Annotated in this window: 20 protein-coding genes and 1 tRNA gene; 14 read left to right on the top strand and 7 right to left on the bottom strand. The window is 56.1% G+C overall.

Annotated features, from left to right (window positions below; translation table 11 throughout):
- The first annotated feature begins 39 nt into the window (after positions 1-39).
- From D7S44_RS06435 to D7S44_RS06410, 6 genes are all read left to right on the top strand, one after another.
- Positions 40-116: transfer RNA gene (locus D7S44_RS06435), tRNA-Pro, on the top strand.
- Between the two features lie 536 nt (positions 117-652).
- The gene (locus D7S44_RS06430; RefSeq protein ID WP_120453139.1) at positions 653-1,111 is read left to right on the top strand and encodes an STM2901 family protein; all 459 of its coding nucleotides are present in this window, start codon (positions 653-655) and stop codon (positions 1,109-1,111) included.
- On the top strand, positions 1,105-1,437 hold the full coding sequence (locus D7S44_RS06425; protein WP_120453137.1) for a DUF1493 family protein: 333 nt from the start codon (positions 1,105-1,107) through the stop codon (positions 1,435-1,437). The genes D7S44_RS06430 and D7S44_RS06425 overlap by 7 nt, the downstream gene beginning before the upstream one ends.
- A 21-nt stretch (positions 1,438-1,458) precedes the next feature.
- Entirely contained in the window at positions 1,459-1,944 is a 486-nt protein-coding gene (locus D7S44_RS06420) for an Hcp family type VI secretion system effector (RefSeq protein WP_120453135.1), read from the top strand.
- 676 nt (positions 1,945-2,620) lie between these two features.
- A complete protein-coding gene (locus D7S44_RS06415) occupies positions 2,621-2,824 on the top strand; it encodes a hypothetical protein (protein ID WP_120453133.1) in 204 nt (67 codons plus the stop codon).
- A 61-nt stretch (positions 2,825-2,885) separates the two neighbouring features.
- Positions 2,886-3,623, top strand: coding sequence for a 4'-phosphopantetheinyl transferase family protein (locus tag D7S44_RS06410; RefSeq protein WP_120453131.1), 738 nt, complete (start codon positions 2,886-2,888; stop codon positions 3,621-3,623).
- A gap of 124 nt (positions 3,624-3,747) precedes the next feature.
- Here the strand turns inward: D7S44_RS06410 and D7S44_RS06405 are convergent, their stop codons facing one another.
- From D7S44_RS06405 to D7S44_RS06390, 4 genes are all read right to left on the bottom strand, one after another.
- Positions 3,748-5,418, bottom strand: coding sequence for a multidrug ABC transporter permease/ATP-binding protein (locus tag D7S44_RS06405; RefSeq protein WP_120453129.1), 1,671 nt, complete (start codon positions 5,416-5,418; stop codon positions 3,748-3,750).
- An 84-nt stretch (positions 5,419-5,502) separates the two neighbouring features.
- A complete protein-coding gene (gene alkB, locus D7S44_RS06400; RefSeq protein WP_120453127.1) occupies positions 5,503-6,144 on the bottom strand; it encodes a DNA oxidative demethylase AlkB in 642 nt (213 codons plus the stop codon).
- Between the two features lie 17 nt (positions 6,145-6,161).
- Entirely contained in the window at positions 6,162-7,193 is a 1,032-nt protein-coding gene (gene apbE / locus D7S44_RS06395) for an FAD:protein FMN transferase ApbE (protein ID WP_120453125.1), read from the bottom strand.
- A 526-nt stretch (positions 7,194-7,719) separates the two neighbouring features.
- Positions 7,720-8,175: a nuclear transport factor 2 family protein gene (locus D7S44_RS06390; protein ID WP_205685216.1), complete on the bottom strand. Its 456-nt coding sequence runs from the start codon at positions 8,173-8,175 to the stop codon at positions 7,720-7,722.
- A gap of 103 nt (positions 8,176-8,278) precedes the next feature.
- On the opposite strand from D7S44_RS06390, the gene D7S44_RS06385 reads away from it, so the two are divergent.
- Complete coding sequence (locus D7S44_RS06385) at positions 8,279-8,842, top strand: TetR/AcrR family transcriptional regulator (RefSeq protein ID WP_120453122.1); 564 nt, start codon at positions 8,279-8,281, stop codon at positions 8,840-8,842.
- Between the two features lie 25 nt (positions 8,843-8,867).
- On the opposite strand, the gene ompC is transcribed toward D7S44_RS06385, so the two are convergent.
- A complete protein-coding gene (gene ompC, locus D7S44_RS06380; RefSeq protein ID WP_120453121.1) occupies positions 8,868-9,980 on the bottom strand; it encodes a porin OmpC in 1,113 nt (370 codons plus the stop codon).
- 941 nt (positions 9,981-10,921) lie between these two features.
- Between ompC and D7S44_RS06375 the strand changes: the two genes are divergently transcribed.
- Genes D7S44_RS06375 through rcsB form a run of 3 tightly spaced genes read left to right on the top strand, consistent with a single transcriptional unit; the run spans position 10,922 to position 15,406 of the window.
- The gene (locus tag D7S44_RS06375; protein WP_120453119.1) at positions 10,922-12,076 is read left to right on the top strand and encodes an MFS transporter; all 1,155 of its coding nucleotides are present in this window, start codon (positions 10,922-10,924) and stop codon (positions 12,074-12,076) included.
- A 23-nt stretch (positions 12,077-12,099) separates the two neighbouring features.
- Positions 12,100-14,754 (top strand): phosphotransferase RcsD, encoded by a 2,655-nt coding sequence (gene rcsD, locus D7S44_RS06370; protein ID WP_120454172.1) that lies wholly within the window; start codon positions 12,100-12,102, stop codon positions 14,752-14,754.
- A 1-nt stretch (position 14,755) separates the two neighbouring features.
- On the top strand, positions 14,756-15,406 hold the full coding sequence (rcsB, locus tag D7S44_RS06365; protein WP_033750421.1) for a response regulator transcription factor RcsB: 651 nt from the start codon (positions 14,756-14,758) through the stop codon (positions 15,404-15,406).
- Between the two features lie 65 nt (positions 15,407-15,471).
- Here rcsB and rcsC read toward each other — a convergent pair whose 3' ends face one another.
- Entirely contained in the window at positions 15,472-18,324 is a 2,853-nt protein-coding gene (gene rcsC, locus D7S44_RS06360; protein WP_120453117.1) for a two-component system sensor histidine kinase RcsC, read from the bottom strand.
- 192 nt (positions 18,325-18,516) lie between these two features.
- Positions 18,517-21,156: a DNA topoisomerase (ATP-hydrolyzing) subunit A gene (gyrA, locus tag D7S44_RS06355; protein ID WP_120453115.1), complete on the bottom strand. Its 2,640-nt coding sequence runs from the start codon at positions 21,154-21,156 to the stop codon at positions 18,517-18,519.
- Between the two features lie 177 nt (positions 21,157-21,333).
- Here gyrA and ubiG point away from each other — a divergent pair, with 177 nt between their 5' ends.
- The 4 genes from ubiG to yfaE all read left to right on the top strand — a co-directional run bounded on the left by ubiG (position 21,334) and on the right by yfaE (position 26,215).
- The gene (gene ubiG / locus D7S44_RS06350) at positions 21,334-22,062 is read left to right on the top strand and encodes a bifunctional 2-polyprenyl-6-hydroxyphenol methylase/3-demethylubiquinol 3-O-methyltransferase UbiG (protein ID WP_120453114.1); all 729 of its coding nucleotides are present in this window, start codon (positions 21,334-21,336) and stop codon (positions 22,060-22,062) included.
- A gap of 395 nt (positions 22,063-22,457) precedes the next feature.
- Positions 22,458-24,743: a class 1a ribonucleoside-diphosphate reductase subunit alpha gene (nrdA, locus tag D7S44_RS06345; RefSeq protein WP_120453112.1), complete on the top strand. Its 2,286-nt coding sequence runs from the start codon at positions 22,458-22,460 to the stop codon at positions 24,741-24,743.
- Positions 24,744-24,821: 78 nt separating this feature from the next.
- Positions 24,822-25,952 (top strand): class Ia ribonucleoside-diphosphate reductase subunit beta, encoded by a 1,131-nt coding sequence (gene nrdB / locus D7S44_RS06340; protein ID WP_120453110.1) that lies wholly within the window; start codon positions 24,822-24,824, stop codon positions 25,950-25,952.
- Between the two features lie 2 nt (positions 25,953-25,954).
- Positions 25,955-26,215, top strand: a complete 261-nt coding sequence (gene yfaE, locus D7S44_RS06335) for a class I ribonucleotide reductase maintenance protein YfaE (protein WP_081140402.1) — start codon at positions 25,955-25,957, stop codon at positions 26,213-26,215.
- Positions 26,216-26,382 lie beyond the last annotated feature (167 nt).

The raw sequence follows: 26,382 nt of genomic DNA, 5'->3' as shown, positions 1-26,382 counted from the left end.
GCATTCCGGCGAAGAAACAGTAGACTAAGCCCCACTGTTCGGCACGTAGCGCAGCCTGGTAGCGCACTGTCATGGGGTGTCAGGGGTCGGAGGTTCAAATCCTCTCGTGCCGACCAAAATTCCCAACTAAAGCAGCCTGTTAAGGCTGCTTTTTTTATGCCTGAATCTTACGATGGCAAACCTCGTGCTGAAGAAATGAAGCGTTGATGACTATACAGGCTCGTCATCCCGTCAAACGCGCATAATGATGTCACTTACGTTTCCGGTACACCGGCCTCAGCAGACGCCTTGCCCGCGATTTTTATCCGCTGTCTGTAATGACAAAACCGCCGCCCGTCCGGGTTATCAACCTGCTCTCTTTTAACCTGCTCAGTACCTCTTCGCCGCGTTCTGTGAACGGTGTGCTTCGAACTTACGTGCCGTGACGAGTGCTTCATCGAAGGATGGGTATAAAAACAGCCAGAGCACGGGAGACTTTATCAGGTTACGTTCATTCTCAAATGAGAAGAAATACGTTCACGTCTTCTGTTTACTAAAGAGAGAATTTTCTTAATATAGAAAACGGTTCGTTGGCCGCCCCTTCTGAAGAATTGTATTCCGTTAATCCTGTGGCCGGTTCCTCCTCAAACAAGAAAAGCGTCGAGGGTAACGTATGGATACAGTTGAAGAGCTTAACGGAGCATATTTCTATGCAGGGCGATCCAACCTTACCGCCTCTGAGCTTTTTTTCATGGTTTTTGTAATGAATACTGCGAATCATTTCGGCATTCAGGATATTGCCGCTGTGGTTGCCCTCTATAGTGGGGTGAATAATCAGAAAACCAGGGCGAAACCTGCTGGAGCGAAACAAGGCACATCACGAGCATCTCAGTCCATGAGAGGGCTGTTTAAAACCGCAAAATTTCCTTTTGGGATCAAATTACCAACGTGGGTCGGAGGTTACACCCCATGGACAGCAGAACGCAGAATGGTTGCTAAAATCAGTACCTTCGTCGGTCGAACTATCCCTCTTATAGGTGAAGTTATTTTAATTACCGATGTATCTCGTATCACCTACTGTTCTGTACGGGATTACAATGCCATAGCACGAGGTAAGGATAAATTATGGTAGATGATATTGAGCAGCGTATTTACCACTTAGTCAGGCGCTACAACGGCGTTTATTTATTTAATAACGAGAAAAAACAAAGGAAGCTAAATCCGAAGACCGATTTAGATACAGATATGCAGTTAGATGTAAGTGAAGCCGAAGATCTTATGGACGAATTTTTTACAACTTTCAACATTGACAAGGGCAACTTTAAAATAGAGACCTATTATCCTGACGTGCCTGTTTCATGGAACCCCTTTAAAAAAGTCCCGCCGATACCCGTCCCAGATTTCACCATCGGTATGCTAATTGAATCAGCGAAGGCTGGTCGCTGGTTATACGATTAAACACAAGTAAGGAGCATTAAAATGGCCGTACCTGTTCACTTATTTTTGACCGATGACGGCGGTTCAGTTATCCAGGGGGCATCCGATGTGCTGGATCGTGAAGGAAGTATAGAGCTACGAGGTTTTCACCATAGCTTAACTCTTCCTACGGACCCGATGACAGGAAGAGTAACGGGAACACGCCAGCACTCGCCTTTCCAGTTTACTAAAGAAATTGATAGCGCCTCTCCGTATCTTTTCAAGGCCGCAGCAACGGGCCAGACACTTCAAACAGCTGAGTTTCGGTTTTATCATATCGACTACGCTGGGCAAGAAGTGGAGTATTACCGAATCACGCTGGAAAAGGTTAAAGTGATTTCGGTCAGCCCCATGATGCACGACACCCGTGATTGTCCGGGCACAGGTCATATGGAGGAAGTCGCGCTGAACTACGAAAAAATAACCCATCTGTATAAGGACGGTAATCTGCTGGCTCATGATTCATGGAATGAGCGACCTACCGCCTGAGCCGACATGCCGTGATGGTATCGCAAACGTAATTATTAACCATTCCCACCCTTCGATGCAGATAAACCAGACGCGGCTTGTTCCCTCAGCTAGCTCCAACACGCCAACTGCCATGATCTGAAGCGGCCTGCTTTTCATTAAGCAAAGAAGGCGATTACATTTTTGCTACTGGCGCAGTTATTGTCCGGTTAATTCTGATGTCACTTTTACGTCAAAAGAAAGACATGATCTGCAACCCGCCTTGTACTCTTTGCTGCCCCGTTTTGTTACTGCCGTGCCGGGCCTGAACCGCCCCCTTCCACCATCGGGTCAGAAACATGGTCTATACTCTCTTTTGTGTGTGGGTAACAAGAGGAGAGTTTATGCATTACATTGAAAAAGACGATCCAAACAACGCGCCGGAGTCAGGCGATAAACGTCCTGAACCGGATAAGAAGTAGTAACCCACTAAGGCCGCCATGTGCGGCCTTTTTAATGGCTGCGCTCTATGAAAATGAACAGAGTAACTGCCAGGAGAGTAAAGGATTTGTAGGCCCTTCAGCTGCTTACTCTGTGCAATCATCCCTGACCGGTCTCACAAAAATTGCAAGCCGTCGCGCTTTTTAACCCTAATGAAACAAAACTGTCATAAAAAGTGATTAATCTAAAGATCTCTGAATTTCGGATGGATATCACAATGGTTATCAAAGCGAAGAGCCTGCAGGATGCAGAAGAACTGCTTCATTCAGGCGTCAGTAAAGTGGAACTGGCTTACAATATCGGCAGCGACGATTTTTTTCGGCTGGCCTCTCGCTGGTGCGATCGCGGCGCGCGCATCACCAAGGGTCACAACCATTTCGTGGTTTCCGTGAAGGGCTTTGCCATTCCGCCTAACGACTAAGCGGTTGCCGCGTCCATGGTGGGCTGCTTTAATGTCCTTTTGCGCGCTGCCGTGGAACCTCATGAATCTTCAAATGATTTCCCTGCCGCCCCCCGAAGGCGGCTTTATTTATACCTCCCATATGCACCGTGGCGATCACGTGCTGGCGCAGGCGCGCTTCGATCTAAACCTCTATAACGACGACCTCAGCGTGCGCTGGAACCTGCCTCTCCCTTCCGCTTTGCGCCGGGCGGTGAAAAAACGTCGTGCCGAGTACCTTGCCAGCCGCTGGCTGACGCGCGAAGTGATGCGCGGCTTTGGCATCTCTGATTTTCTGCTGCGGAACCACAGCGATCGCTCCCCTGTCTGGCCGCCGGGCATTCAGGCATCGCTGTCGCACACCGACGGCGCGGTGGCGCTGGCCGTTACGCAGCAGCCGTGCTGTGTTGGCGTCGATATCGAAATGACAATGAGCCAGCGCACCGCCGAAGAAACCGCTGCTGTACTGATGAGCGATGAAGAGAACGCACGACTGCGTGTGCTGCCGCTGCCCTTTCCACAGGCCGCGACGCTGCTCTTTTCGCTGAAAGAGAGCCTGTACAAAGCGCTGTGGCCGCAGCTGCACCAGCCGATGGATTTTCATCAGGCGAGCCTGCAGGAGGTCGATTTAACAACGGGCAAGGCGGTAATCTGTCTGAATGACTCTTTTAGCCGGGCTTTCGCCGCGGGTACGCGGCTGGAAGCGGAATTTCAGCTGGAGGCGGATCGGGTGCTGACGCTGTTGGTCCATCCGCTTACGGGCAATAAAAAACCGGCTTAGCAAGAGAGGCTAAGCCGGTATAAACACAAGACGACAGAAAATATTCCAGGGAGGCAAAAACGGCTGTTTTTGCTGAGGCACAGCTTAACGCCAGCGCCAGCAACCCCGCCACTAACCCTTTACGCTAAGCTTTCTCATTTTGCGGATAAGACAGATCGGTGCGCTGTACCGCATCCAGCGTCGCCATTTCACGCTCGCGTCCGGTCAGCTCGCTGAGTTTGCCTTCGCGCATTTCAAGCAGCCGGTCGGCATGGATAAAATAGTGGTCGTCGTGGCTGATAGCGAACACGGTTTTGCCTGACGCCTGCAGCCAGGGCAGCAGCTCACGATAGAAGACACGCCGGAAATGGGGGTCCTGATCCGCCGCCCATTCGTCCAGCAGCAGCACGTCGCGCTCCTCAGCCGCCGCCAGCAGCAGCGCCACTCGCTTACTCTGCCCTTTCGACAGCTGCAGGTTGAGTATTTTGTTGCCTTCGATTTTCAGCTTGTCCTGCATTTTCAGACGCTCAAGCCAGGCCTGTACCAGTTTAGGGTTAGCGGGCACGCCCTCCCGGCCAATCAGCCTGTCGAACAGGTGCACATCGGTAAACACGGCGGAGAAATGCTTGCGCCAGTGGTCAAGCGCTTCCGCGCCGATCGGCTTGCCATCCAGCAGCAGCGTGCCGGCGTGCGGCTGGTAGAGGCCCGTCAGCAGCATCGCCAGCGTCGACTTGCCGCTGCCGTTGCCGCCAATCAGAAACACCAGCTCGCCGCGCCGCAGCGTCAGGTTGATTGGCCCAACTTCAAAGCCGTTTTTCCCGTAGTGGAACCTGACGTCGCGCAGTTCCAGCGTGCGCCACTCCGCCAGCGGCGGCAGCGTATGGAAGCCCTCCTGGTAAGGTGCAAGGTCAAAGGCATTAAGCTTGCGAAACGCCACCTGCGCGCTGAGCAGCGTCGGCAGCGCGCCAACCGCCGACAGCAACGGCGTGCGCAGGAACAGCAGCGTCAGTGAGAAGGTTGCCGCCACCGCGGTGTTCGCCCAGCCAAGACTGTTCGCCATAAAAAACACCATGCCGATGGCGCCGAGCGTCATGATGTTTGACCAGTTCACCGCGCTGAGATGGTAGGTGTCGGCGCGCACAATATGGTGACGATAAGCTTTCGCGTCCTCCTGATAAACGGTCTCGTAGATCAGCTGGGCGCGCTCGCGGTTAAGATGCAGCTCTTTGCGCCCTTCCGTCACCGTCTGGAAATCACGGTAGAGATCATCTTCAACCTCGCGCAGTTTCGCCATATGGCGATAAACGCGCGACACCAGCAGCCAGCCGCCCACCAGTGTGATCGCCATCCACAGGCTGGAGACCATCAGCATTTTCGGCGACAGCCAGGCGAGATAGAGAGCGGAGCCCAGCGTAATGATGATGCCCTGAATCAGCTCCGGCAGACGGACAAAGGCGATCGTAATCGCGCGAATATCGCTGGTCAGCCCGGCCAGCAGCTGCGCGTTGCCGATCTGCTCCAGCCGTTCGACGCGGGTATCAAGAATGCGCTTAATAAATTCGCCGCGCAGCCGCCAGACAAACTGGTGCCCCAGCAGCGTCAGCGCCAGCTGCGCGGCGAGCGTCACCGCCATCAGCAACACCAGCTGCAGCAAAAAGCCAGGCAGCACGGAGAAAGAGGTATTGATGGCCGAGATCATTTCGCTGTTGATATAGGCGATCATGGCGATGCCGAGCACGGCGCTGAGCAGCGTCAGCAGGATGACACCGATAAAAGGCCAGCGAAACTGGCGAAAAACAACCTTGAGCAACGCCATAAATAAGTCCAGCAGTCAGGAAAGCAGCCAGCAGTTTAAAGCGATGCGGAATGATAGCAATAGTTATTCGCAACAACGCCGCGCTCAGAAGGCGCGGCGGAAGGTCAGGTTGTAGCGGAACGCGCCAGCAAGCGGATGGTCGCCAGGCTTGAGCGGTAAAATACCGTGATAACGCAGGCGCGACGGCCCACCCCATACCACCACGTCGCCATGCTCCAGCAGCACGCGCTGGGTGGCGTCGCCGCGCGCGAAACCGCCGAACTGAAACACCGCCGGTAGTCCCAGCGAAACCGATACGATCGGCTGATGCAGATCCTTCTCATCTTTGTCCTGATGCAGCGACAGCTTTGCGCCAGGCTCGTAGCGGTTTATCAGGCAGGCGTCGGGATTAAAGTGCGGAAATCCCGCCTCGCGCGCGCAGTCGAGCGCCAGCTGACGAAACAGCGGCGGCATTGGCGGCCACTTGCGGCCACTCTCGCGGTCCTGTTCGGTGTACTGATAGCCGCGCGAGTCGCTCGACCAGCCGAAATCGCCGCAGTTAGTCATCGCCACCGACATGCGGTGGCCGCCTGGCGTGATGCGATGATAAAACGGGTTCTGCTGCGCTACCGCCAGGATCGCCGCCATTAGGGCTGGCGCTTCTTCACGCGCGCGACGTCGCAGGATCACCGCGCCGTCAGCCAGCGGCTCCTGCCACGGCGCTTCTTCGCTAAACAGGTCAAGCATTATTCCCCCTTGCGCTTTTATTCGCTGTCGATCACAAAGGCAGCAAACTGCGGCGACATCCAGCTGACGAATTTATCGCCCTCTTTACTGATCAGGTAGACCGCCAGATGCTGCTGCAGCGCCAGCGCTTTCGCCTTCTCGCTGCCCAGCACCATCAGTCCGGTATCCCAGCCGTCCGCCTCCAGCGCCGTCGTGGCGATAACCGTGGCAGAGACCAGCTTATGCTCGATGGGACGGCCAGTCGCCGGATCGATGACGTGCGAAATGCGTTTGCCATCCAGTTCATAATAGTTGCGATAGCTGCCGGATGTGCTGATGCCGTGTCCCTGCAAATCGACGCGCGCCTGTACGGCGTTCTCGCTGTCGGTGGGCTTCTGAATTGCCACGCGCCAGCTCTGTCCCTGAGCATTCTGGCCGCGGCTCAATACCGCCCCGCCTACCGAAACCAGATAATTATTGATCCCTTCGCGCTCCATCAGCCGCGCCAGGTGATCGGTCGCGTAGCCTTCGCCCATCGTAGAGAGATCGACATAGAGTCCGGGCAGATCTTTCTGCAGCCACTGCCCTTCTACCGACTCGATCACGCGCAGGTGCTGCAAGCCAGTTAGCGCTTTCGCTGCGGCAATTTCAGCCTCCGTTGGGCTGTGAGCAGGCTGTTTTGCCGGACCGAAGCCCCAGAGATTCACCAGCGGCCCCACGGTAATATCCATCGCGCCGCCGGTTTTCGCGCCGATACGCAGCGCCTCAGTCACGATATCCGCCATGTCGGCGCTAACCGGCTGCGGCGCGCTCCCCTGATAGCGGTTAAAGCGCGACAGCACTGAATCAGGTTTCCAGGTTGAAAGCGCCTGGTCGTCCGCGTCAAGCTGCTGCTGGATCGCCTGCTGCAATCCCGCTTTGCGAGCGGCGTCAACGCCCGCCAGCGATACACGCCACACCGTCCCCATGGTTTTGCCTTCCAGCACCATCGCCTGCTGCGGCGTCGCCTTATCACAGGCGCTCAGGGCGCAGATCGCCGCTGTCATTAGCAGAATATTCCAGTATCGCATTCTTCTCTCATCTGTAACGCTATATTCCAGCCCGAAACAAAGCATAACTAGTCAGTAAAGTAACCAAAAGCGGCTTGTAAACCCGCGCAGCCTGGCACACCCTGTGGTGCTGTCCCGGCTGATAACAGGAGGCTCCTATGATCTATCTGATTCTCGCCATCGCTGGCGGCGTATTTATTTTCAGCATCATCAAGCTGCTGCAACAGCGGCGTCAAAAACGGCTCGCATGGGGCGCGGCGCGCCAGCGTTGAGCAGAGCTGCACCAAAATGCTGCGGCAGTGTAGCAAAGTATGCGGGTAATCCGTGGCTGTGAGAGCGATCGAGCTGGCATGAATGCTGCACTGTTTAGACCGGGTTTATTTCCGGGAGGTGCAGCATGCGTAAATCATCGTCAACGTTCAGCCAATGGCAACAGTGGCTGAGTTTTTCCGCGTTTACTCTGGCAGGAACAGGATTTGAAGGCAGCGTGCCGCCGCAGCCTGAGAAAAAACAGGCGGCAAGGCGCAGGCGCACACCGCAGTCGTAATTACATGCCCAGCTCGCTAAGCCCCGGATGGTTGTCCGGGCGCCTGCCGAGCGGCCAGTGGAAACGGCGTTCGCTGGCCGTAATCGGCAGATCGTTAATGCAGGCAAAACGCTCGATCATCAGGCCATCCGCGCCGAAGCGCCAGTTTTCATTGCCGTAGCTGCGAAACCAGTTGCCGCTGTCATCATGCCATTCATAGGCAAAGCGTACCGCCAGCCGATCCTCATGCCACGCCCACAGCTCTTTGATCAGACGGTAATCGAGCTCTTTCGCCCACTTGCGGCTGAGAAACGCCACCACCGCGTCGCGCCCCTGCACATTTTCGCTGCGATTGCGCCAGCGCGTCTCCAGGCTGTAAACCTGTGATACCCGCTGTGGATCGCGGCTGTTCCAGGCATCTTCCGCCATACGTACTTTTTGTATTGCACTCTGTTCGCTAAACGGAGGAAGCAGCATTGTCATCTCCTGTGGTTAAAGTCAGTCGGTAGACAGGTTTGTCTACTTGCTTTACTCTGCTGCATGTAGACAATTCTGTCTACTAAAAAACGCAGGTCTGATTATGCTCGCTCCGCTCCTTTTCGATCCTGACGCCTCTGCCCGAGACCGTATTCTGACCACGGCGCAGCGGCTCTTTTATCAGCAAGGTATTCGCGCCACCGGCATCGACAAAGTGATTGCGGAGGCTGGCGTAACCAAAGTGACTTTCTATCGCCATTTCCCGGCGAAAAACCAGCTTATCGCTACGGTGCTGGATCTGCGTCATCAGCGCTGGATGCAGGGATTTCAGCAGGCGCTGGCGCAGATGCCGCTGTTGCAGCATGCCCTGCCCGCCGCGCTGAAAAGCTGGTTTGATGAAGAGGACTATCGCGGCTGCGCCTTTATTAACGCCAGCGCAGAGCTGGGTGATAGCCTGCCCGATATTAGCGAGCGGATTCGACGGCATAAGCGAGAAATGGCGGACGCCATTGCACGGCGGCTGGCGCCAGAAGAGCGATGCAAAACCGGACAGATCATGTTGCTGGCGGAAGGCGCGATTGTGCAGGTACAGCTGGGAGAAGAGGCGGAGGCGGTGACGGCGGATTTAGCGGCCGCGCTGGCGGCAATTCTGCAAACGGGAGCGTAGCCCGCAGGCTACGCTCCTGGCGGGTTTAGAACTGATAAACCAGACCCAGCGCGACGATATCGTCGGTATTGATACCGGCAGCGTCGGTGAAGGCGTTGTCGTCCAGCAGGTTGATCTGGTAATCAACGTAGGTCGACATGTTTTTGTTGAAGTAATAGGTCGCACCTACATCAACATATTTTTTCAGGTTCTGTTTGCCCCAGTTCTGCACGTCGGTGCCGCGTGAGGTAACGAACGCCAGAGACGGACGCAGGCCGAAATCGAACTGATACTGCGCCACCAGCTCCCAGTTATCCGCTTTGTCGGCGAAACCGTACGCCGTGTCGCTCGTGGATCCAAAGCGCGTCGCGTTGTAGGAACGGCTATACATCGCCGCCAGGTAGATATTGTTGGCGTCATACTTCAGGCCGCCAGTGTAGACTTCCGCCTTGTCGCCGCGGCCCAGGATGCCTGGCGCTGCGCCGTTCTGGTTGTTGGTGCGGTCAGACTCGAACATCGCCGCGCCGATACCGAAGCCGGAGCCCAGATCGTAGGTGGTGCTCAGGCCCCAGCCGTCGCCGTTCTCGCCCAGCACGCTACGACCAGAGGTTTCGCGGCTCGGGTTGTCGTTTTTGCCCTGATACTGAACGGCGAAGTTCCAGCCGTCCACCAGACCAAAGAAGTTAGAGTTACGGTAGGTTGCCAGACCGTTGCTGCGCTGGAACATAAAGTTGTCCGCGCCGTAGGTGTCGCCGCCGAACTCCGGCAGGACGTCGGTCCAGGCACCGATATCGTAAGCTACGCCGTAGTTACGGCCGTAGTCGAATGAGCCCGCATCGCCGAACTTGATACCGGCGAAGCCAACGCGGGTATAGCTGTCAGCGGTGCCTTCGCTTTCCGCCGTGTTCAGCGCCGCCTGATACTCCCACTGGCCGTAGCCGGTCAGCTCGTTGGAGATCTGGGTTTCGCCTTTAAAACCGAAGCGCAGGTAAGACTGATCGCCGTCATTACCGTCGTTATCTGAGAAATAGTGCAGACCGTCGACTTTACCAAACAGGTCTAATTTGTTGCCGTCTTTGTTGTAAATTTCCGCTGCGCTTGCAGAACCTGCTGCAACCAGCAGCGCAGGGATCATCAGGGAGAGAACGCGACGTTTCATTTTATTACCCTCTGTTATGTGCCTTATTTTTGCCACTGCGAGCTGAACGCTTAAAAATTCAGCCGGCACGCCATTGTTATTTTATAAAGGGCAATAAGCTATCACGAAAATGCTACGAAATTTCCAAAACTGTTTCATAATTCGAAATAGTTATTTCCAAATGTAAATTTTGCGGAACTAATAACCAGCACGCATCGATAAAAATTATCGCACAAAATATCAAATGGATTTTTTATCCTTAAATTTCATGTTATTAGAATCACTAATTTCTGAGCACTGAATGATAAAACATATGCGTCATCTGTGAATACAATAGATCCCGCTATCATCATTTATTTCATTATTACCTTCATTCACCCCGAATGAGATGTTTACCCTATTTCCCGCCGGGCCTGTATGCCCGGCATTTTTTTGCCCTGCATTTCCTGTTATCCCGCCTCGTAAGTTAAGTCAGTAACTTCGTTTAAAATTGCTCCACTTCCCTTGAGCATTTATTGCTAATAATCGCACATCCAGTTAATTGTGTTCTTTAATATTCTCGCCAATGATTTATCACGGTAATAAAGCGTTGAGTTTCCTGTTGCCCCTGGGCTTATTTCTCTTCAGCGCTGCGTTCGTCGGGATATATTTCACCGGAAAAGATGTAGCCTTTCAGTGCGTTGTTTATAACCCGAACGGCCGACGCACCTGTTGCGCCAGGCTGACCCAGACGGGTTTTTAAAAGCGTTAAGAGGGCTATTTTCAATGGAGAAAACTGGCTTTAGCGTCGCTGCTTTTTCACAAGCGAGCCAGGAAAGTTCTGGAAAAGCGTGGAGGCGGGGTAAAAGTCATTAAAATGCCGGTTTTTACATGGAATTATCGTTACTCTGCCTTTACCGGCAACGCGTGCGGCAATGGCTTTAATGCTACACTTCGTCGCTTTAACACTCACGAAAATGACTATGACCGCACTGGACGCTGCATCACCCAGGAAACTTCATAACCGTGTCAGTCTGGGGACACGCCTCGTTTTTCTTATCGCCGGTCTCGGCATGTCCTCCTGGGCGCCTCTGGTGCCGTTCGCCAGCCAGCGTCTGGCGCTGAGTGGCGCTTCGCTGGGCGCGCTTCTACTTTGTCTGGGCATCGGTTCGCTGGCGGCAATGCCGGTAACCGGCTCGCTGGTCGGCCGTTTCGGCTGCCGTCGGGTCATGCTCTGTTCTACGCTGGTGATCCTGGCAACGCTTCCACTGCTGGCGACGCTGAACGTCATGTGGATGATGGCCGTGACGCTGATGATCTTCGGCGCCGGGCTGGGCATGCTGGACGTCGCCATGAACGTGCAGGCGGTCGAGGTAGAGAAAGCGGCGCGCAGGCCGATGATGTCTGGTTTCCACGGCTTCTTTAGTCTCGGCGGCATTCTGGGTGCAGGCGCGATCAGCCTGCTGCTCGGCGTCGGCCTGTCGCCGCTGGCATCGGTCATGCTGGTGATGCTTCTGATGCTGCTACTGCTGGCAACGAGCCTGCCGACGCTGATGAGCGAGCGCCTGCACCAGCCCGATCAGCCGTGGCTGGTGGTCCCGCGCGGCTTCGTCGCTTTTCTTGGCCTGCTCTGCTTTATTCTGTTTCTTGCCGAAGGCGCCGTACTCGACTGGGGCGCGCTGCTGCTGCTGCAAAGCCCGGATATGTCAACCGCGCACGCGGGCCTGGGCTATGCGCTCTTCTCGGTGGCGATGACCATTGGCCGTCTGACCGGCGACAGAATCATCCACCGTTTTGGCCGTTTTCTCGTTATGCTGACAGGCGCGCTGACGGCGGCGGCCGGTCTGGCGCTGGCGGTATATCTGCCCTGGCCGCAGATGGCCCTGCTCGCGTTTCTGCTGGTGGGCTTTGGTTTATCCAATACGGTGCCGATGTTATTTAATGCCGTCGGGAATCAAAAGGATATGCCCTCAAATCTGGGGATTTCCGCCATGACAACGCTGGGATATGCGGGTATTCTCTCAGGTCCGGCCTTAATCGGATTTATTTCTCAATGGCTGAGCCTCAGCGGTGCCTTTCTGCTCATCGCGCTGCTGCTGCTGGCTGTGGCCGCCAGTGCCCGACTGGTTGCGCGATGATTTCAGGTGCCTGACACGCTATGTTGCCCTTTAAGTTTCCACTGACATCCGGCAATGTCACTCGCTTTTTTGTGATTTTTAATCTGGTGCTGCTGCTGGCGCTGGGCTTTATGGTACACAACTCGGTCAACGCCTGGCTGACCGAGAAACGCTATGCTATGACCGATCTGGCGCGAGCGACGCAAAAACGTATCGACGCCTATCGCTTCGCCACCTGGCAAATCTATGAAAATCTTGCCACCAGCGCGGCGGGAAGCTCGCCGAACAGTAGCCTGCAGGAGACGCGGCTGCGTCCGGACGTCTACTATCTGGAAAAAACTCGCCGCAAAACGGAAGCGCTGATTTTCGGCTCGCACGACAGCAGCACGCTCGATATGACAATGCGCATGTCGAGCTACCTGGATACGCTGTGGGGCGCGGAGAATCCGACCTGGTCGATGTATTTCCTCAATGGTCAGGACAACAGCCTGATTATGATCTCCACCCTGCCGCTGAAAGATATGGCGACGCGCTATAAAGAGAGCGCCATCAGCTCGCTGGTGGATGGTCGTCGCGCCGAGATGCTGCAGCAGGCCAATGCACTGGACGAGCGCGAGAGTTTCTCGCCGCTGCGCCATTTCGCCTTTCAGAACGATCACTACTTTACGCTGCGCACGACTTTTAACCAGCCGGGCCATCTGGCGACGGTGGTCGCCTTCGATCTGCCGATCAACGATCTCACGCCGCAGAACATGCCGATTGAAAATTTCCAGCTGCGCCAGGACGCCACCCTGCCTGCCGCAAACGATCAGGAAGAGAGCGAAAACACGCAGATCGCTATCGTCAATCCAGACCTGGAGATAGCCGCCACCCTGCCAAGCACGCCGCTGCAGCTGGTTTATCGCGTGCCGCTCACCAGCCTGATGATGGATACGCTGCATAATCTGCTGTGGCCGCTGCTGGTGAACCTGGTGCTGTTCCTGCTCTCTTTCGCCGGTATGACGCTGCTGCGCCAGCAGTCGCTGCGCCCGAGCGAAAACCAGAGCGCAGAGCTGGATTCGCTGCGCGTGCTGAACGAAGAGATCGTCGCCAGCCTGCCGGTTGGCCTGCTGGTGTATGATTTCGCCAGCAACCGCACCATTCTCAGCAATAAGATCGCAGAACATCTTTTGCCGCATCTGAACCTGCAAAAAATCATTAATATGTCTGACCAGCATCAGGGCGTTCTGCAGGCGACCATTAACAACGAAGTGTATGAGATTCGCCATGCGCGCAGCGTGCTGTCGCCGCATACTCAGCTCTTTTTGATGCGCGATCAGGATCGCGAGCTGCTGGTAAACAAAAAGCTGCAAAAGGCGCAGCAGGTACTGGATCGCAACCATCAGATGCGGCAACAGCTGCTGCAAAATCTCGGTCACGCGCTGAATCGTCCGCTGGAGAAAGTAGTGGCGCAGCTGGTGCAGCTTAGCCAGCGCGACGAAGATGAAACCGTGCTCGACCTGCTGGACCAGAGCCAAAGCCTGGCGCGGCTGGTAGACGATATTGTGCTGCTTAACCGACTGGAAGCGCACGACTGGTCGCCCGACGCCAGCGTTTTCAGTCTGCAGGAACTGCTGGATGAGATCGCCCTGGAAAGCCTGCCGCTGATGCGGCGTAAAGGGTTGTCGCTGGTAGTGAATAACCTGCAGCCCAATGATGAACAGCGTTTCGGCGACCGTCGCGCGCTGCGTAAAGTGCTCGCCACGCTGATGCACTATGCGCTGACCACCACGCGCTGGGGCAAGATTTCCCTGACGGTGAGCGCCGATGAGGCCCGTCCGGAGCGCCTGATGATTGAGCTGGTGGATACCGGCGCGGGGCTGACCGTCGACGAGCTGGCGAACGCCGACTTCCCGTTCCTGGGCGAAACCAGCCAGGATCGCTATGGCCAGGCGTCCGGCATGGCCTTTTTCCTCTGTAAGCAGCTCTGCAAGCAGATGGGCGGCAGCCTGGACATTATCGCTAAGCCGGATATCGGCACACGCTACTCTATTCAGCTTCCGCTGGCAGTAGAGCCGCAGACGGAAGAAGAAGAGGAGAAGCTGCTGGACGGCGTGACCGCGCTCATCGAGATTGAGGTAGAGGATGTATACAAAATCGTCTGCCGCCATCTGGAAAACTGGGGCGCGCGCTGCCTGTCGCCCGAGGAGCGGCTGTCAGGCCAGGAACATGACGTGCTGGTGACCGACGATCCTGCCAGGCTGAGCGGCTGGGCGCTGCTGCTGGCGGAGGATGAGTTGGGTCATCACGCGCTAAACGATCGGCAATACCGGGTCAACTTCAATCTCAGCAATGCGCTCCAGGATGCGCTGCTGGCTCTGATTGAACAACAGCTGGCCCATGATTCCATGGAGGAGAGTACAGAAGACGAGGAACTGACCCCGCTGCTCAGCGGTGGCTACTTCCAGCTGTTTACCGAGACAGTACCGCCTGATGTAAAGAGACTGTATACTGAGTCGGCGGAAAAGGACTACGCCATGCTTGCTCAGACAGCGCATCGCCTTAAAGGCGTGTTTGCCATGCTCAACCTGACGCCGGGCAAACAGCTTTGTGAAGAGTTAGAACAGCACATCAAAGCATGTGACGATTCAAACATTACAAATACCACCAGTGCCATCGACGCTTATGTCAATGAACTGCTGCAGCAAGGTAACCAATAAGATGAATAACTTAAATGTAATTATTGCCGATGACCATCCAATTGTTCTTTTCGGTATCCGAAAGTCTCTGGAGCAAATTGAATGGGTCAACGTTGTAGGTGAGTTCGAAGACTCAACAGCACTGATTAACAGCTTGTCAAAGCTTGACGCCAACGTCCTGATCACCGATCTCTCCATGCCTGGCGAGAAGTATGGCGATGGCATCACGCTGATCAAATACATCAAACGTCACTATCCCGATCTGTCAATTATTGTACTGACCATGAACAATAACCCGGCAATCCTCAGCGCCGTACTGGATCTCGATATCGAAGGCATCGTGCTGAAACAGGGCGCGCCGACCGATCTGCCGAAAGCGCTGGCCGCTCTGCAAAAAGGTAAAAAGTACACGCCGGAAAGCGTGGCGAAGCTGCTGGAGAAAATCAGCGCCGGCGGCTATGGCGACAAGCGTCTGTCGCCGAAAGAGAGCGAAGTGCTGCGTCTGTTTGCCGAAGGCTTCCTGGTGACAGAAATCGCCAAGAAACTGAACCGCAGTATTAAAACCATCAGTAGCCAGAAAAAATCGGCGATGATGAAGCTGGGCGTAGATAACGATATCGCCCTGCTGAACTATCTCTCTTCCGTCAGCGCCACCCAAATCGATAAGGATTAACGCGCTGCTCAGACGGCGCTAACGCGCCGTCTGCTTTTCCTTTCCCAAACCACGCTGACACCAGCCTACCCTTCCCGCGTTTTTCTTACGCGCTCGGCATAAACCGCCAGCGTGGTTTTCAGCACGTCCAGCGTTACGGGTTTCGACAGGCAGTTATCCATACCGGCTTCCATACAGCGCTGCTTCTCTTCCGCCAGCGCGTTGGCGGTCACGCCGATCACCGGGAAAGCATGGCCGAGCTGGCGCAGACGCTGCGTCAGACGGTAACCGTCCATATTCGGCATATTCACATCGCTCAGCACAATATCGATCTCGCTGCGGCTGATGACGTTAAGCGCATCGACGCCGTCCTGCGCGGTTTTCACCTGATAACCCAGGGTGCCCAACTGTTCCGACAGCAGCATGCGGTTGATGGGGTGATCGTCGACAATCAGAACCATGATGTCGTCGTTGCTGATCACCTCCTCCGCCGGCGCAGAGAGCGCCAGGTTGGTCGCCGTATCGCTCTGGATAGCGATGCGGTAGATGCGCGCCAGCAGGCTCGGCAGCTCGTGCGGCGTCGCCGTGCTGTGCAGCCAGCGTCCCGGCGCAATTTCACGCGGCATGTCGATATGCGCGCCGCTGAAGATAATAACCGCCTGCAGCGGCTGGTCGGTTTCGAATTCGTAGTCGGTGATCAATACGTCGTCGCTGCCCGCTTTGCCGGTATAGGGCTGGATATAAATGCCCTGCTGTTGCAGATCGCGCTCGATAAAGCTGGCGAGATAGTCGTTGCGCATATCGATCCACAGGGTTTTATCGTGCAGCCCGTCGAGAAGCGGCGGCGCAGGATGCTGGCCGTTATAGACGGGAATACGCACGATAAACTGACTGCCCATGCCAGGCTCGGAGTCCACTTCGATATCGCCATCCATCATATTGGTCAGCTTTTCACAAATGGCGAGCCCCAGCCCGGTGCCCTGGAAGTTGCGCTGCACGCCGTTACCCACCTGGAAAAAAGGATCGAACAGTCGCGTAATCTCTTTCGCGGGGATGCCGACGCCGGTATCGCGAATGCGGAACGCCAGATACCCCTCTTTCACGCTGGCATGCAGGATAATGCAGCCGGTGTGCGTGAACTTAATGGCGTTACTGAGCAGGTTGGAGATCACCTGCTGCAGCCGCAGCGGATCGCCATCCAGCGCCAGCGGCACGTCATGCTCGATAAAGCAGTAGAGCGTCAGCCGCTTTTTCATAACCAGCGACAGGTAGTTCCCGGCGATATGGCTAAGGACCTCGCGCGGCGAGAAAGGACGCGGCTCAATTTTCAGCTGTTCCGACTCGATTTTTGAGAAGTCGAGAATATCGCTGATGATCTTCAGCAGCAGGCTCGACGAGTTATTCATCGCGGTCACCAGCGAATCGACCTCTTTCGGCAGCTGTTTGGTCTGCAGCAGATCGAGATTGCCGATAATGCCGTAGAGCGGCGTACGCAGCTCATGGCTGACGGTGGCGAGGAACATCGATTTCGACTGGCTCGCCTGCTCCGCCGCCTGCGCCATCTCCTGCAGCGACTGCTCCATGCGCACGCGCGCGGAGACATCCACCAGCACGCAGATCGCCACATTCTCATTGCGGTAGCGCGAATGCACGAAGCTGATTTGCAGGTTGGTATTGCTGCCGGTCAGCACGTCGACGAAATTTACCTGCTGGCTGCCGATAATTTCATTGAGCCGCTGGCGATCTTCCTGCGTCAGCAGCGTCAGATAGTTATGCGCCAGTTCGTTACTGAGGATATTCGTGCCGTCACGGGTGCGTAAAATACAGATACCCACCGGCGCCGACGCGACGATTTTGCGGTTGAACTGCTCATGCTCCTCCAGCCGGTGCGCATTCTCTTCGGCCGGCAGAAACATCCGGCGCTCGAAAAGCCAGGCCAGGGTGAAGAGCACAATTGCGCTTAGCAGATTCAGTAGCAGCGCGTTGATGATCATCAGCTTGAGCTGATCGACCAGCACGCGCGTCGATACCGACCACACCACGCTTAAATCAGAGGGCGGCAGCGGCTTTTTCAGCACCAGCTGCCGGTAGCCGTCAAGATAGCCGAACCAGCTTTTATCATCCGACAGATCGTCCAGCGAGAAGCCAGCGCCGCCGCGGCGCGACGTCAGCAGCGGGCGGTAATTTTCGTCGATAATGGTGGCTACCACCGGCAGGCTGCCTGGCTGGATAAACTCGTCCAGGCGGATATTCTGCTCGACGCCCAGCAGCGCCTGCAGCTTATTGGCGACATAGACCGGCACCATCATATAAAAGGTGCCGACGCCGGGCTGCGCGCTGGCGTTGACCCAGTAGATCGGGTTGCGGCGCTCTTCGTCGTTGCCGTTGCGATAGCGCAGCACGCGCTCGCGCAGCGCCTTCAGGCTGCGTTCGCGATCCACCTTGCTGCTGCCGATGCTAAAGTCCGCCAGACACTGGCTCTCGCCGCCGATAAAAAATACGCGGTTCAGCTCGTAGGTCGAGGCGAAGTTGCTTTTCCAGTAGTTGATGTAGTAGCTGAGGGTATCCAGCGAGTTGCGCCAGGTATTACTCATGGAGGAGCAGTCGCCGTCGGAGAAGAGCGGCGTAAACTGCGGCAGCGTCGATTTGCCCGGCAGCACGCCGTTAAGCATATCCAGACCGCTGCTGGCGCTGGTAAGGCGGTTTTCAGTAATGTACTTCAGTTCGCGCATCACGTCGGCGGAGTGGCGTACATACCATTCCGCCTGACCGTAGTTGCTGGCGAACTCTTGCCGCACGCTGCTCTCTTTATCATGCAGCACGCTGATGATAAAGAAGGTGGTCAGCACCGCGCCCAACGTCCAGAGCAGCAGCGCCAGCGCACGGAACAGGTAGCGTGAGATACGCAGCGTGGTTCGGAAAGAGACCAGATATTTCAAGGGAAACTCACTACGGCAAGGTTAATAACGGGCTGGCTTCAGAATGCTCATTACACTAGCTTTATCAGGAAAGAAAAGCCAGTCAGCATCGGTGCGTAACAAGCCGCGCCGTAAAAAACAACGGCAGGTCGGGTTGCCCTTTCCTGCCGTAAAATTCAGTGCCGCCCTCCCTGGCGGCGTGAGCCTGAAGCGTTACTCTTCTTCGTCCGCTTCCGGCGCGTCGTCGTCAGTTTCAGCTTCCGGCGCGATATCCTCTTCGCCTTCCGCCACGCTGCCGTCGATAGCGTCGAGCTCTTCTTCTTCCACCGGTTCGGCTACGCGCTGCAGACCAACCACGTTCTCATCTTCCGCAGTACGGATCAGGATTACGCCCTGGGTGTTACGACCCACGATGCTCACCTCGGAGACGCGGGTGCGCACCAGGGTGCCGGCATCGGTAATCATCATGATCTGATCGCTGTCGACAACCTGTACCGCGCCAATCACCGGACCGTTACGCTCAGTGACCTTAATGGAGATCACGCCCTGAGTCGCACGCGACCGGGTAGGATACTCGCTAATCGCGGTACGCTTGCCGTAGCCGTTTTGCGTCACGGTGAGAATCGCGCCCTCGTCGCGCGGCACAATCAGCGACACCACGCGATCCCCTTCCGCCAGCTTGATGCCGCGCACGCCTGACGCCGTACGGCCCATGGCGCGGACAGCGCTTTCCGCAAAGCGCACCACTTTACCGCCGGCAGAGAAGAGCATCGCCTCGTCGTTGCCGTTGGTCAGCGCGACGCCGATCAGCTCGTCATCTTCGCGCAGGTTCACGGCGATGATGCCCGCGCTGCGTGGACGACTGAACTCCTGCAACGCCGTTTTCTTCACGGTGCCGCTGGCAGTCGCCATAAAGATATTGAAGCCTTCGGTATATTCGCGCACCGGCAGGATAGCGGTAATACGCTCGTCAGGCTGCAGCGGCAGCAGGTTGACGATTGGGCGGCCACGCGCGCCACGGCTGGCTTCCGGCAGCTGATAGACCTTCATCCAGTAGAGACGGCCGCGGCTGGAGAAGCAGAGGATAGTGTCGTGGGTATTGGCTACCAGCAGACGATCGATAAAATCCTCTTCCTTGATGCGCGCCGCCGACTTGCCTTTGCCGCCGCGACGTTGCGCTTCGTAATCCGAGAGCGGCTGATATTTGACGTAACCCTGATGCGACAGCGTCACGACCACATCTTCCTGATTGATCAGATCTTCGATGTTGATATCGGCGCTGTTGGCGGTGATCTCGGTGCGGCGTTCGTCGCCGAACTGGTCGCGCATGGCGATCAGCTCTTCCCGGATCACTTCCATCAGACGCTCGGCGTTCATCAGGATATTGAGCAATTCAGCGATCTGCTCCAGCAGCTCTTTGTACTCGTCGAGCAGCTTTTCATGCTCAAGTCCGGTGAGCTTCTGCAGACGAAGATCGAGGATCGCCTGCGCCTGCTGTTCGGTCAGGTAGTAGCGACCGTCGCGGATACCGAACTCTTCGTCCAGCCATTCCGGACGCGCGGCGTCATCGCCCGCACGTTCCAGCATGGCGGAGACGTTGCCCAGATCCCACGGCTGCGCGATCAGACCCGCTTTCGCCTCGGCCGGGTTCGGCGCGCGGCGAATGAGTTCGATAATCGGATCGATGTTGGCCAGCGCGATCGCCAGACCTTCAAGGATATGCGCACGGTCACGCGCTTTGCGCAGTTCGAAAATGGTACGGCGCGTTACGACTTCGCGACGATGACGCACAAAGGCTTCGAGGATCTCCTTCAGCGTCATGATCTTCGGCTGGCCCTGATGCAACGCCACCATGTTGATGCCGAAAGAGACCTGCAGCTGCGTCAGCGAGTAGAGATTGTTCAGCACCACTTCGCCGACGGCATCGCGCTTCACTTCGATCACGATGCGCATACCGTCTTTATCGGACTCGTCGCGCAGCGCGCTGATGCCTTCGACGCGCTTCTCTTTCACCAGCTCGGCGATTTTCTCAATCAGGCGCGCTTTGTTGACCTGATAAGGGATCTGGTGCACCACGATGGTTTCGCGACCGGTTTTGGCATCGGTTTCCACCTCGCCGCGCGCGCGGATATAGATTTTGCCGCGCCCGGTGCGGTACGCCTCTTCAATGCCGCGGCGGCCGTTGATAATGGCCGCAGTCGGGAAGTCGGGACCCGGGATGTGCTCCATCAGCCCTTCGACGCTGATATCTTCGTCGTCGATATAGGCGAGACAGCCGTTGATCACTTCCGTCAGGTTGTGCGGCGGAATATTGGTCGCCATCCCTACGGCGATGCCAGATGAACCGTTCACCAGCAGGTTAGGGATTTTAGTCGGCAGAACTTCAGGGATCTGCTCGGTGCCGTCATAGTTCGGAACGAAGTCGACGGTCTCTTTTTCCAGGTCAGCCAGTAGATCGTGCGCGATACGCGACATGCGCACTTCGGTATAACGCATCGCTGCGGCGGAGTCGCCGTCAACGGAGCCGAAGTTGCCCTGTCCGTCCACCAGCATGTAACGCAGGGAGAAAGGCTGAGCCATGCGGACGATGGTGTCGTAAACGGCGGAATCCCCGTGCGGGTGATATTTACCGATAACGTCACCGACCACACGGGCGGATTTCTTATAGGGTTTGTTCCAGTCGTTACCCAGTTCGCTCATCGCGTAGAGTACGCGGCGGTGGACAGGCTTCAGGCCGTCACGAACATCGGGTAAGGCTCGGCCAACAATGACCGACATGGCGTAATCGAGATAGGAGCTCTTTAACTCTTCTTCGATATTGACCGGTGTAATTTCTCTTGCAAGGTCGCTCATGGAGCCGCTTTCCCTCTACATATGCCCGGATTTTAAAGGTGCGAAAGTATATCACACCCCAGCCCGCTGGTGAACGTTAACCACCGTTTTCACGCGCTTTTCCTCGCGCTGGAAAGGTGCCCCCGGCGGCAATAAGCGTTTATACTCAGTCAACATTTTTTCCGGAGTAATGATTCAATGAATGCACAACCGCAGGAAACGCAGCCCAACGTCGATGCGCAGGAAATCGCTAAGTTTGAGGCCGTCGCCTCACGCTGGTGGGATCTGGAGGGAGAATTTAAGCCTTTGCATCGCATTAACCCGCTGCGTCTGGGCTTTATCGCGCAACACAGCAACGGTCTGTTCGGCAAGAAGGTGCTGGACGTAGGCTGCGGCGGCGGCATCCTGGCGGAGAGCATGGCGCGTGAAGGCGCAGAGGTTACCGGTCTCGATATGGGCGCCGAGCCGCTGCAGGTGGCGCGCCTGCATGCGCAGGAAAACGGCGTGACGCTCGATTACGTGCAGCAGACGGTGGAAGACCACGCCGAGGCATTCGCCGGTCGCTATGACGTGGTGACCTGCATGGAGATGCTGGAGCATGTGCCCGATCCGCGTTCGGTGGTGCATGCCTGCGCGCGTCTGGTGAAACCGGGCGGCGAGGTTTTCTTCTCCACTATCAACCGCAACCCAAAGGCCTGGCTGATGGCGATATTCGGCGCGGAATATGTGCTGCGCATGGTGCCGCGCGGCACGCACGACGTGAAAAAGTTTATCCGCCCTTCTGAGCTGCTGGGCTGGGTCGATGAAACCGCGCTGCGCGAGCAGCACATCACCGGCCTGCACTACAACCCGCTGACCAACAGGTTTCGTCTGGGGCGCGGCGTCGACGTGAACTATATGGTGCATACCCGCCACGTCAAAAAGTAACCCTTTGGCGCGCAAGCTTATTGCGCGCCTGTCATCTCGCTGTCATCACTTTTTCTTACCCTGCCGCTCCTTCGGTAGACGGTTGTCGGGAAAAAACACAGCGATGTGCGAAAAATCAGCGGTCGATCAAAATCTCGAATTTTTTACCGCGGCAGTTGACACGCCATTGAGCCTTATAAGTCGCGGGGTTAAGAAATTCCGCAAAAAATACAAGTCCCAGGGGCATCATTTTTCCGTCTTGTTATCTGGCCACAGGTCACTAGAATAACCCCCATATTGTTACTTAATCTCTCCCAACCCCCAACATATAGTGTTTATCCACAGAATTATTCACATTGAATAACCCTGTGAATAAACAGGGGACTCTTTTTCACTTACGGATGGTATAACGCGACATGAATCAAAGTCTGCTCGTTACTAAACGCGATGGCCGCCAGGAACGCATTGATCTCGATAAAATTCACCGGGTACTCGACTGGGCCGCTGAAGGGCTGAACAACGTCTCGGTTTCCCAGGTCGAACTGCGCTCCCATATCCAGTTTTACGATGGCATCAGAACGTCTGATATTCATGAAACCATCATCAAGGCCGCAGCAGACCTGATCTCGCGCGACGCGCCGGACTATCAATACCTTGCTGCCCGCCTGGCGATCTTCCACCTGCGTAAAAAAGCGTACGGCCAGTTCGAGCCGCCGAAGCTTTACGATCAGGTGGTGCGCATGGTGGAGATGGGCAAATATGACCGCCACCTGCTGGAAGACTACACGGTTGAAGAGTTCGAGCAGATGGACGGCTTTATCGACCACTGGCGCGATATGAACTTCTCCTACGCGGCGGTAAAACAGCTGGAAGGCAAATATCTGGCGCAGAACCGCGTCACCGGCGATATCTACGAGAGCGCGCAGTTCCTCTACATCCTCGTCGCCGCCTGCCTCTTCTCCGGCTATCCGCGCGATACCCGTATGGACTACATCAAGCGCTTCTACGACGCGATTTCGACCTTTAAGATCTCGCTGCCAACGCCGATCATGTCTGGCGTGCGCACCCCGACGCGCCAGTTCAGCTCCTGCGTGCTGATTGAGTGCGGCGACAGTCTCGACTCTATCAACGCTACCTCCAGCGCCATCGTGAAGTATGTGTCGCAGCGCGCCGGTATCGGCATCAACGCTGGCCGCATTCGCGCGCTGGGCAGCCCGATCCGCGGCGGCGAAGCCTTCCATACCGGCTGCATCCCGTTCTACAAGCATTTCCAGACTGCGGTGAAATCCTGCTCGCAGGGCGGCGTTCGCGGCGGCGCGGCGACGCTGTTCTACCCGATGTGGCATCTGGAAGTGGAAAGCCTGCTGGTGCTGAAGAACAACCGCGGCGTCGAAGGCAACCGCGTCCGCCATATGGACTACGGCGTGCAGATCAACAAGCTGATGTATCAGCGTCTGCTGAAGGGCGAAGATATTACTCTGTTCAGCCCGTCCGACGTGCCTGGCCTCTACGACGCCTTCTTTGCCGATCAGGAAGAGTTTGAACGTCTGTACACCAAATATGAGCAGGACGAGAGCATCCGCAAGCAGCGCGTTAAAGCGGTCGATCTCTTCTCGCTGATGATGCAGGAGCGCGCCTCCACCGGTCGTATCTACATTCAGAACGTCGACCACTGCAACACCCACAGCCCGTTCGACGCCAGCATCGCGCCGGTGCGCCAGTCTAACCTCTGCCTGGAGATCGCGCTGCCGACCAAACCGCTGGAAGACGTCAACGACGAGAACGGCGAAATCGCGCTCTGTACGCTGTCGGCGTTTAACCTCGGCGCGATTGAAAGCCTGGACGATCTGGAAGAGCTGGCGACCCTGGCGGTACGCGCGCTCGACGCTCTGCTCGACTATCAGGACTACCCGATTCCAGCCGCCAAACGCGGCGCGATGGGCCGTCGTACCCTGGGTATCGGCGTTATCAACTTCGCTTACTATCTGGCGAAGAACGGCGTGCGCTACTCCGACGGCAGCGCCAACAACCTGACGCACAGAACCTTCGAAGCGATTCAGTATTACCTGCTGAAAGCCTCGAACGAGCTGGCGAAAGAGCAAGGTGCCTGCCCGTGGTTCAACGAAACCACCTACTCGCAGGGCATTATGCCGATCGATACCTATAAGAAGGATCTCGACAGCATTTGCAACGAGCCGCTGCACCTGGACTGGGACGGCCTGCGCGAGTCGATCAAGACTCACGGTCTGCGCAACTCTACGCTCTCTGCGCTGATGCCTTCTGAGACCTCTTCGCAGATCTCCAACGCCACCAACGGCATTGAGCCGCCGCGCGGCCATATCAGCATCAAAGCCTCCAAAGACGGCATTCTGCGTCAGGTGGTGCCAGAGTATGAGCGCCTGAAAGATCAGTACGAGCTGCTGTGGGAAATGCCGTCCAACGACGGTTATCTGCAGCTGGTCGGCGTTATGCAGAAGTTTATCGACCAGGCGATCTCCTCTAACACCAACTACGATCCGTCGCGCTTCGCCAACGGCAAGGTGCCGATGAAGCAGCTGCTGAAAGATCTGCTGACCGCCTATAAGTTCGGCGTCAAGACGCTCTACTATCAGAACACCCGCGACGGTGCGGAAGACGCGCAGGACGATCTGGCGCCTTCCATTCAGGATGACGGTTGCGAAAGCGGCGCTTGTAAGATTTAAGGTTGGGCGGGAGCGCGTCTCCCGCCTGCGTCATTTCACGGGGCCGCGCTGCGCCCCGTTCACATTTGGACAGTTTGTATGGCTTACACTACGTTCTCACAGAATAAAAACGATCAGCTGAAAGAGCCGATGTTCTTTGGTCAGTCCGTCAACGTGGCGCGCTTCGACCAGCAGAAATATGACATCTTTGAAAAGCTGATTGAAAAGCAGCTCTCCTTTTTCTGGCGTCCGGAAGAGGTAGACGTCTCACGCGACCGCATCGACTATCAGGCGCTGCCGGAGCATGAGAAGCACATCTTTATCAGCAACCTGAAATATCAGACCCTGCTCGACTCGATTCAGGGCCGCAGCCCGAACGTCGCGCTGCTGCCGCTGATCTCGATCCCCGAGCTGGAAACCTGGGTGGAAACCTGGGCCTTCTCCGAGACTATTCACTCGCGCTCTTACACCCATATCATTCGTAATATCGTTAACGACCCTTCGCTGGTCTTCGACGATATCGTGACTAACGAGCAGATCCTCGCGCGCGCGCAGGATATCTCGAAGTACTACGACGATCTGATCGAGATGACTAACTACTGGCATCTGCTGGGCGAAGGCACGCATCAGGTTAACGGCAAAACCGTGACCGTGAATCTGCGCGCGCTGAAAAAGCAGCTCTATATTTGCCTGATGAGCGTTAACGCGCTGGAAGCGATTCGCTTCTACGTCAGCTTCGCCTGCTCTTTCGCCTTCGCCGAACGCGAACTGATGGAAGGCAACGCCAAAATTATTCGTCTGATCGCACGCGACGAAGCGCTGCACCTGACCGGCACCCAGCATATGCTGAACCTGATGCGCACCGGCGAAGACGATCCTGAAATGAAAGAGATTGCCGCCGAATGCCGTGAAGAGTGTTTCGATCTCTTCAAGAAAGCGGCCGAGCAGGAGAAAGAGTGGGCGGAATATCTGTTTAGCGGCGGTTCGATGATCGGCCTGAACAAAGATATTCTCTGCCAGTACATTGAGTACATCACCAATATCCGTATGCAGGCGGTGGGCCTGGATCTGCCGTTCCAGACGCGCTCCAACCCGATTCCGTGGATCAACTCCTGGCTGGTATCAGACAACGTGCAGGTGGCGCCGCAGGAAGTGGAAGTGAGCTCCTATCTGGTGGGTCAGATTGACTCGGAAGTAGGCGAAGACGACTTCAACGATTTCCAGCTGTAAGTATGAGCCGTGCCGTTGTTATCCTGCGCAGTTCCGGTCAGCGACTGGAGTGCGCAGAGCATCACCCCAACCTGTTGACGACGCTGGAAGCACATAATCTGTGCGTGGAGTTTCAGTGCCGTGAAGGCTACTGCGGTTCGTGCCGCACGCGGCTGCTGAAGGGCGAAGTGCACTATGCCGAAACGCCGCTGGCGTTTGTTCAGCAGGGGGAAATTTTGCCCTGCTGCTGTCTGGCGAAGGGTGAGATTGAAATCGAGCTATAGCAAGGCCGGTTATCTGCGATAGCAGTGCCAACGCGGATGTCATGGCCCGATCGCAAAGACGCAAAAGCGGCATCCCTGCCAGCTCGTCCTGCGCCATCCCTGGCGCAGGACGCTTTGCTCCCCGGGCCATGACACCCGCGCTTTAACATTTCAGCCGTCTGTTAGCA

The sequence above is a fragment of the Pantoea piersonii genome, from assembly GCF_003612015.1.
Lineage (GTDB): Bacteria > Pseudomonadota > Gammaproteobacteria > Enterobacterales > Enterobacteriaceae > Pantoea > Pantoea piersonii.
The sequence above is the reverse complement of the archived record's forward strand: the minus strand, read 5'-3'. Positions and strand labels throughout refer to the sequence as shown.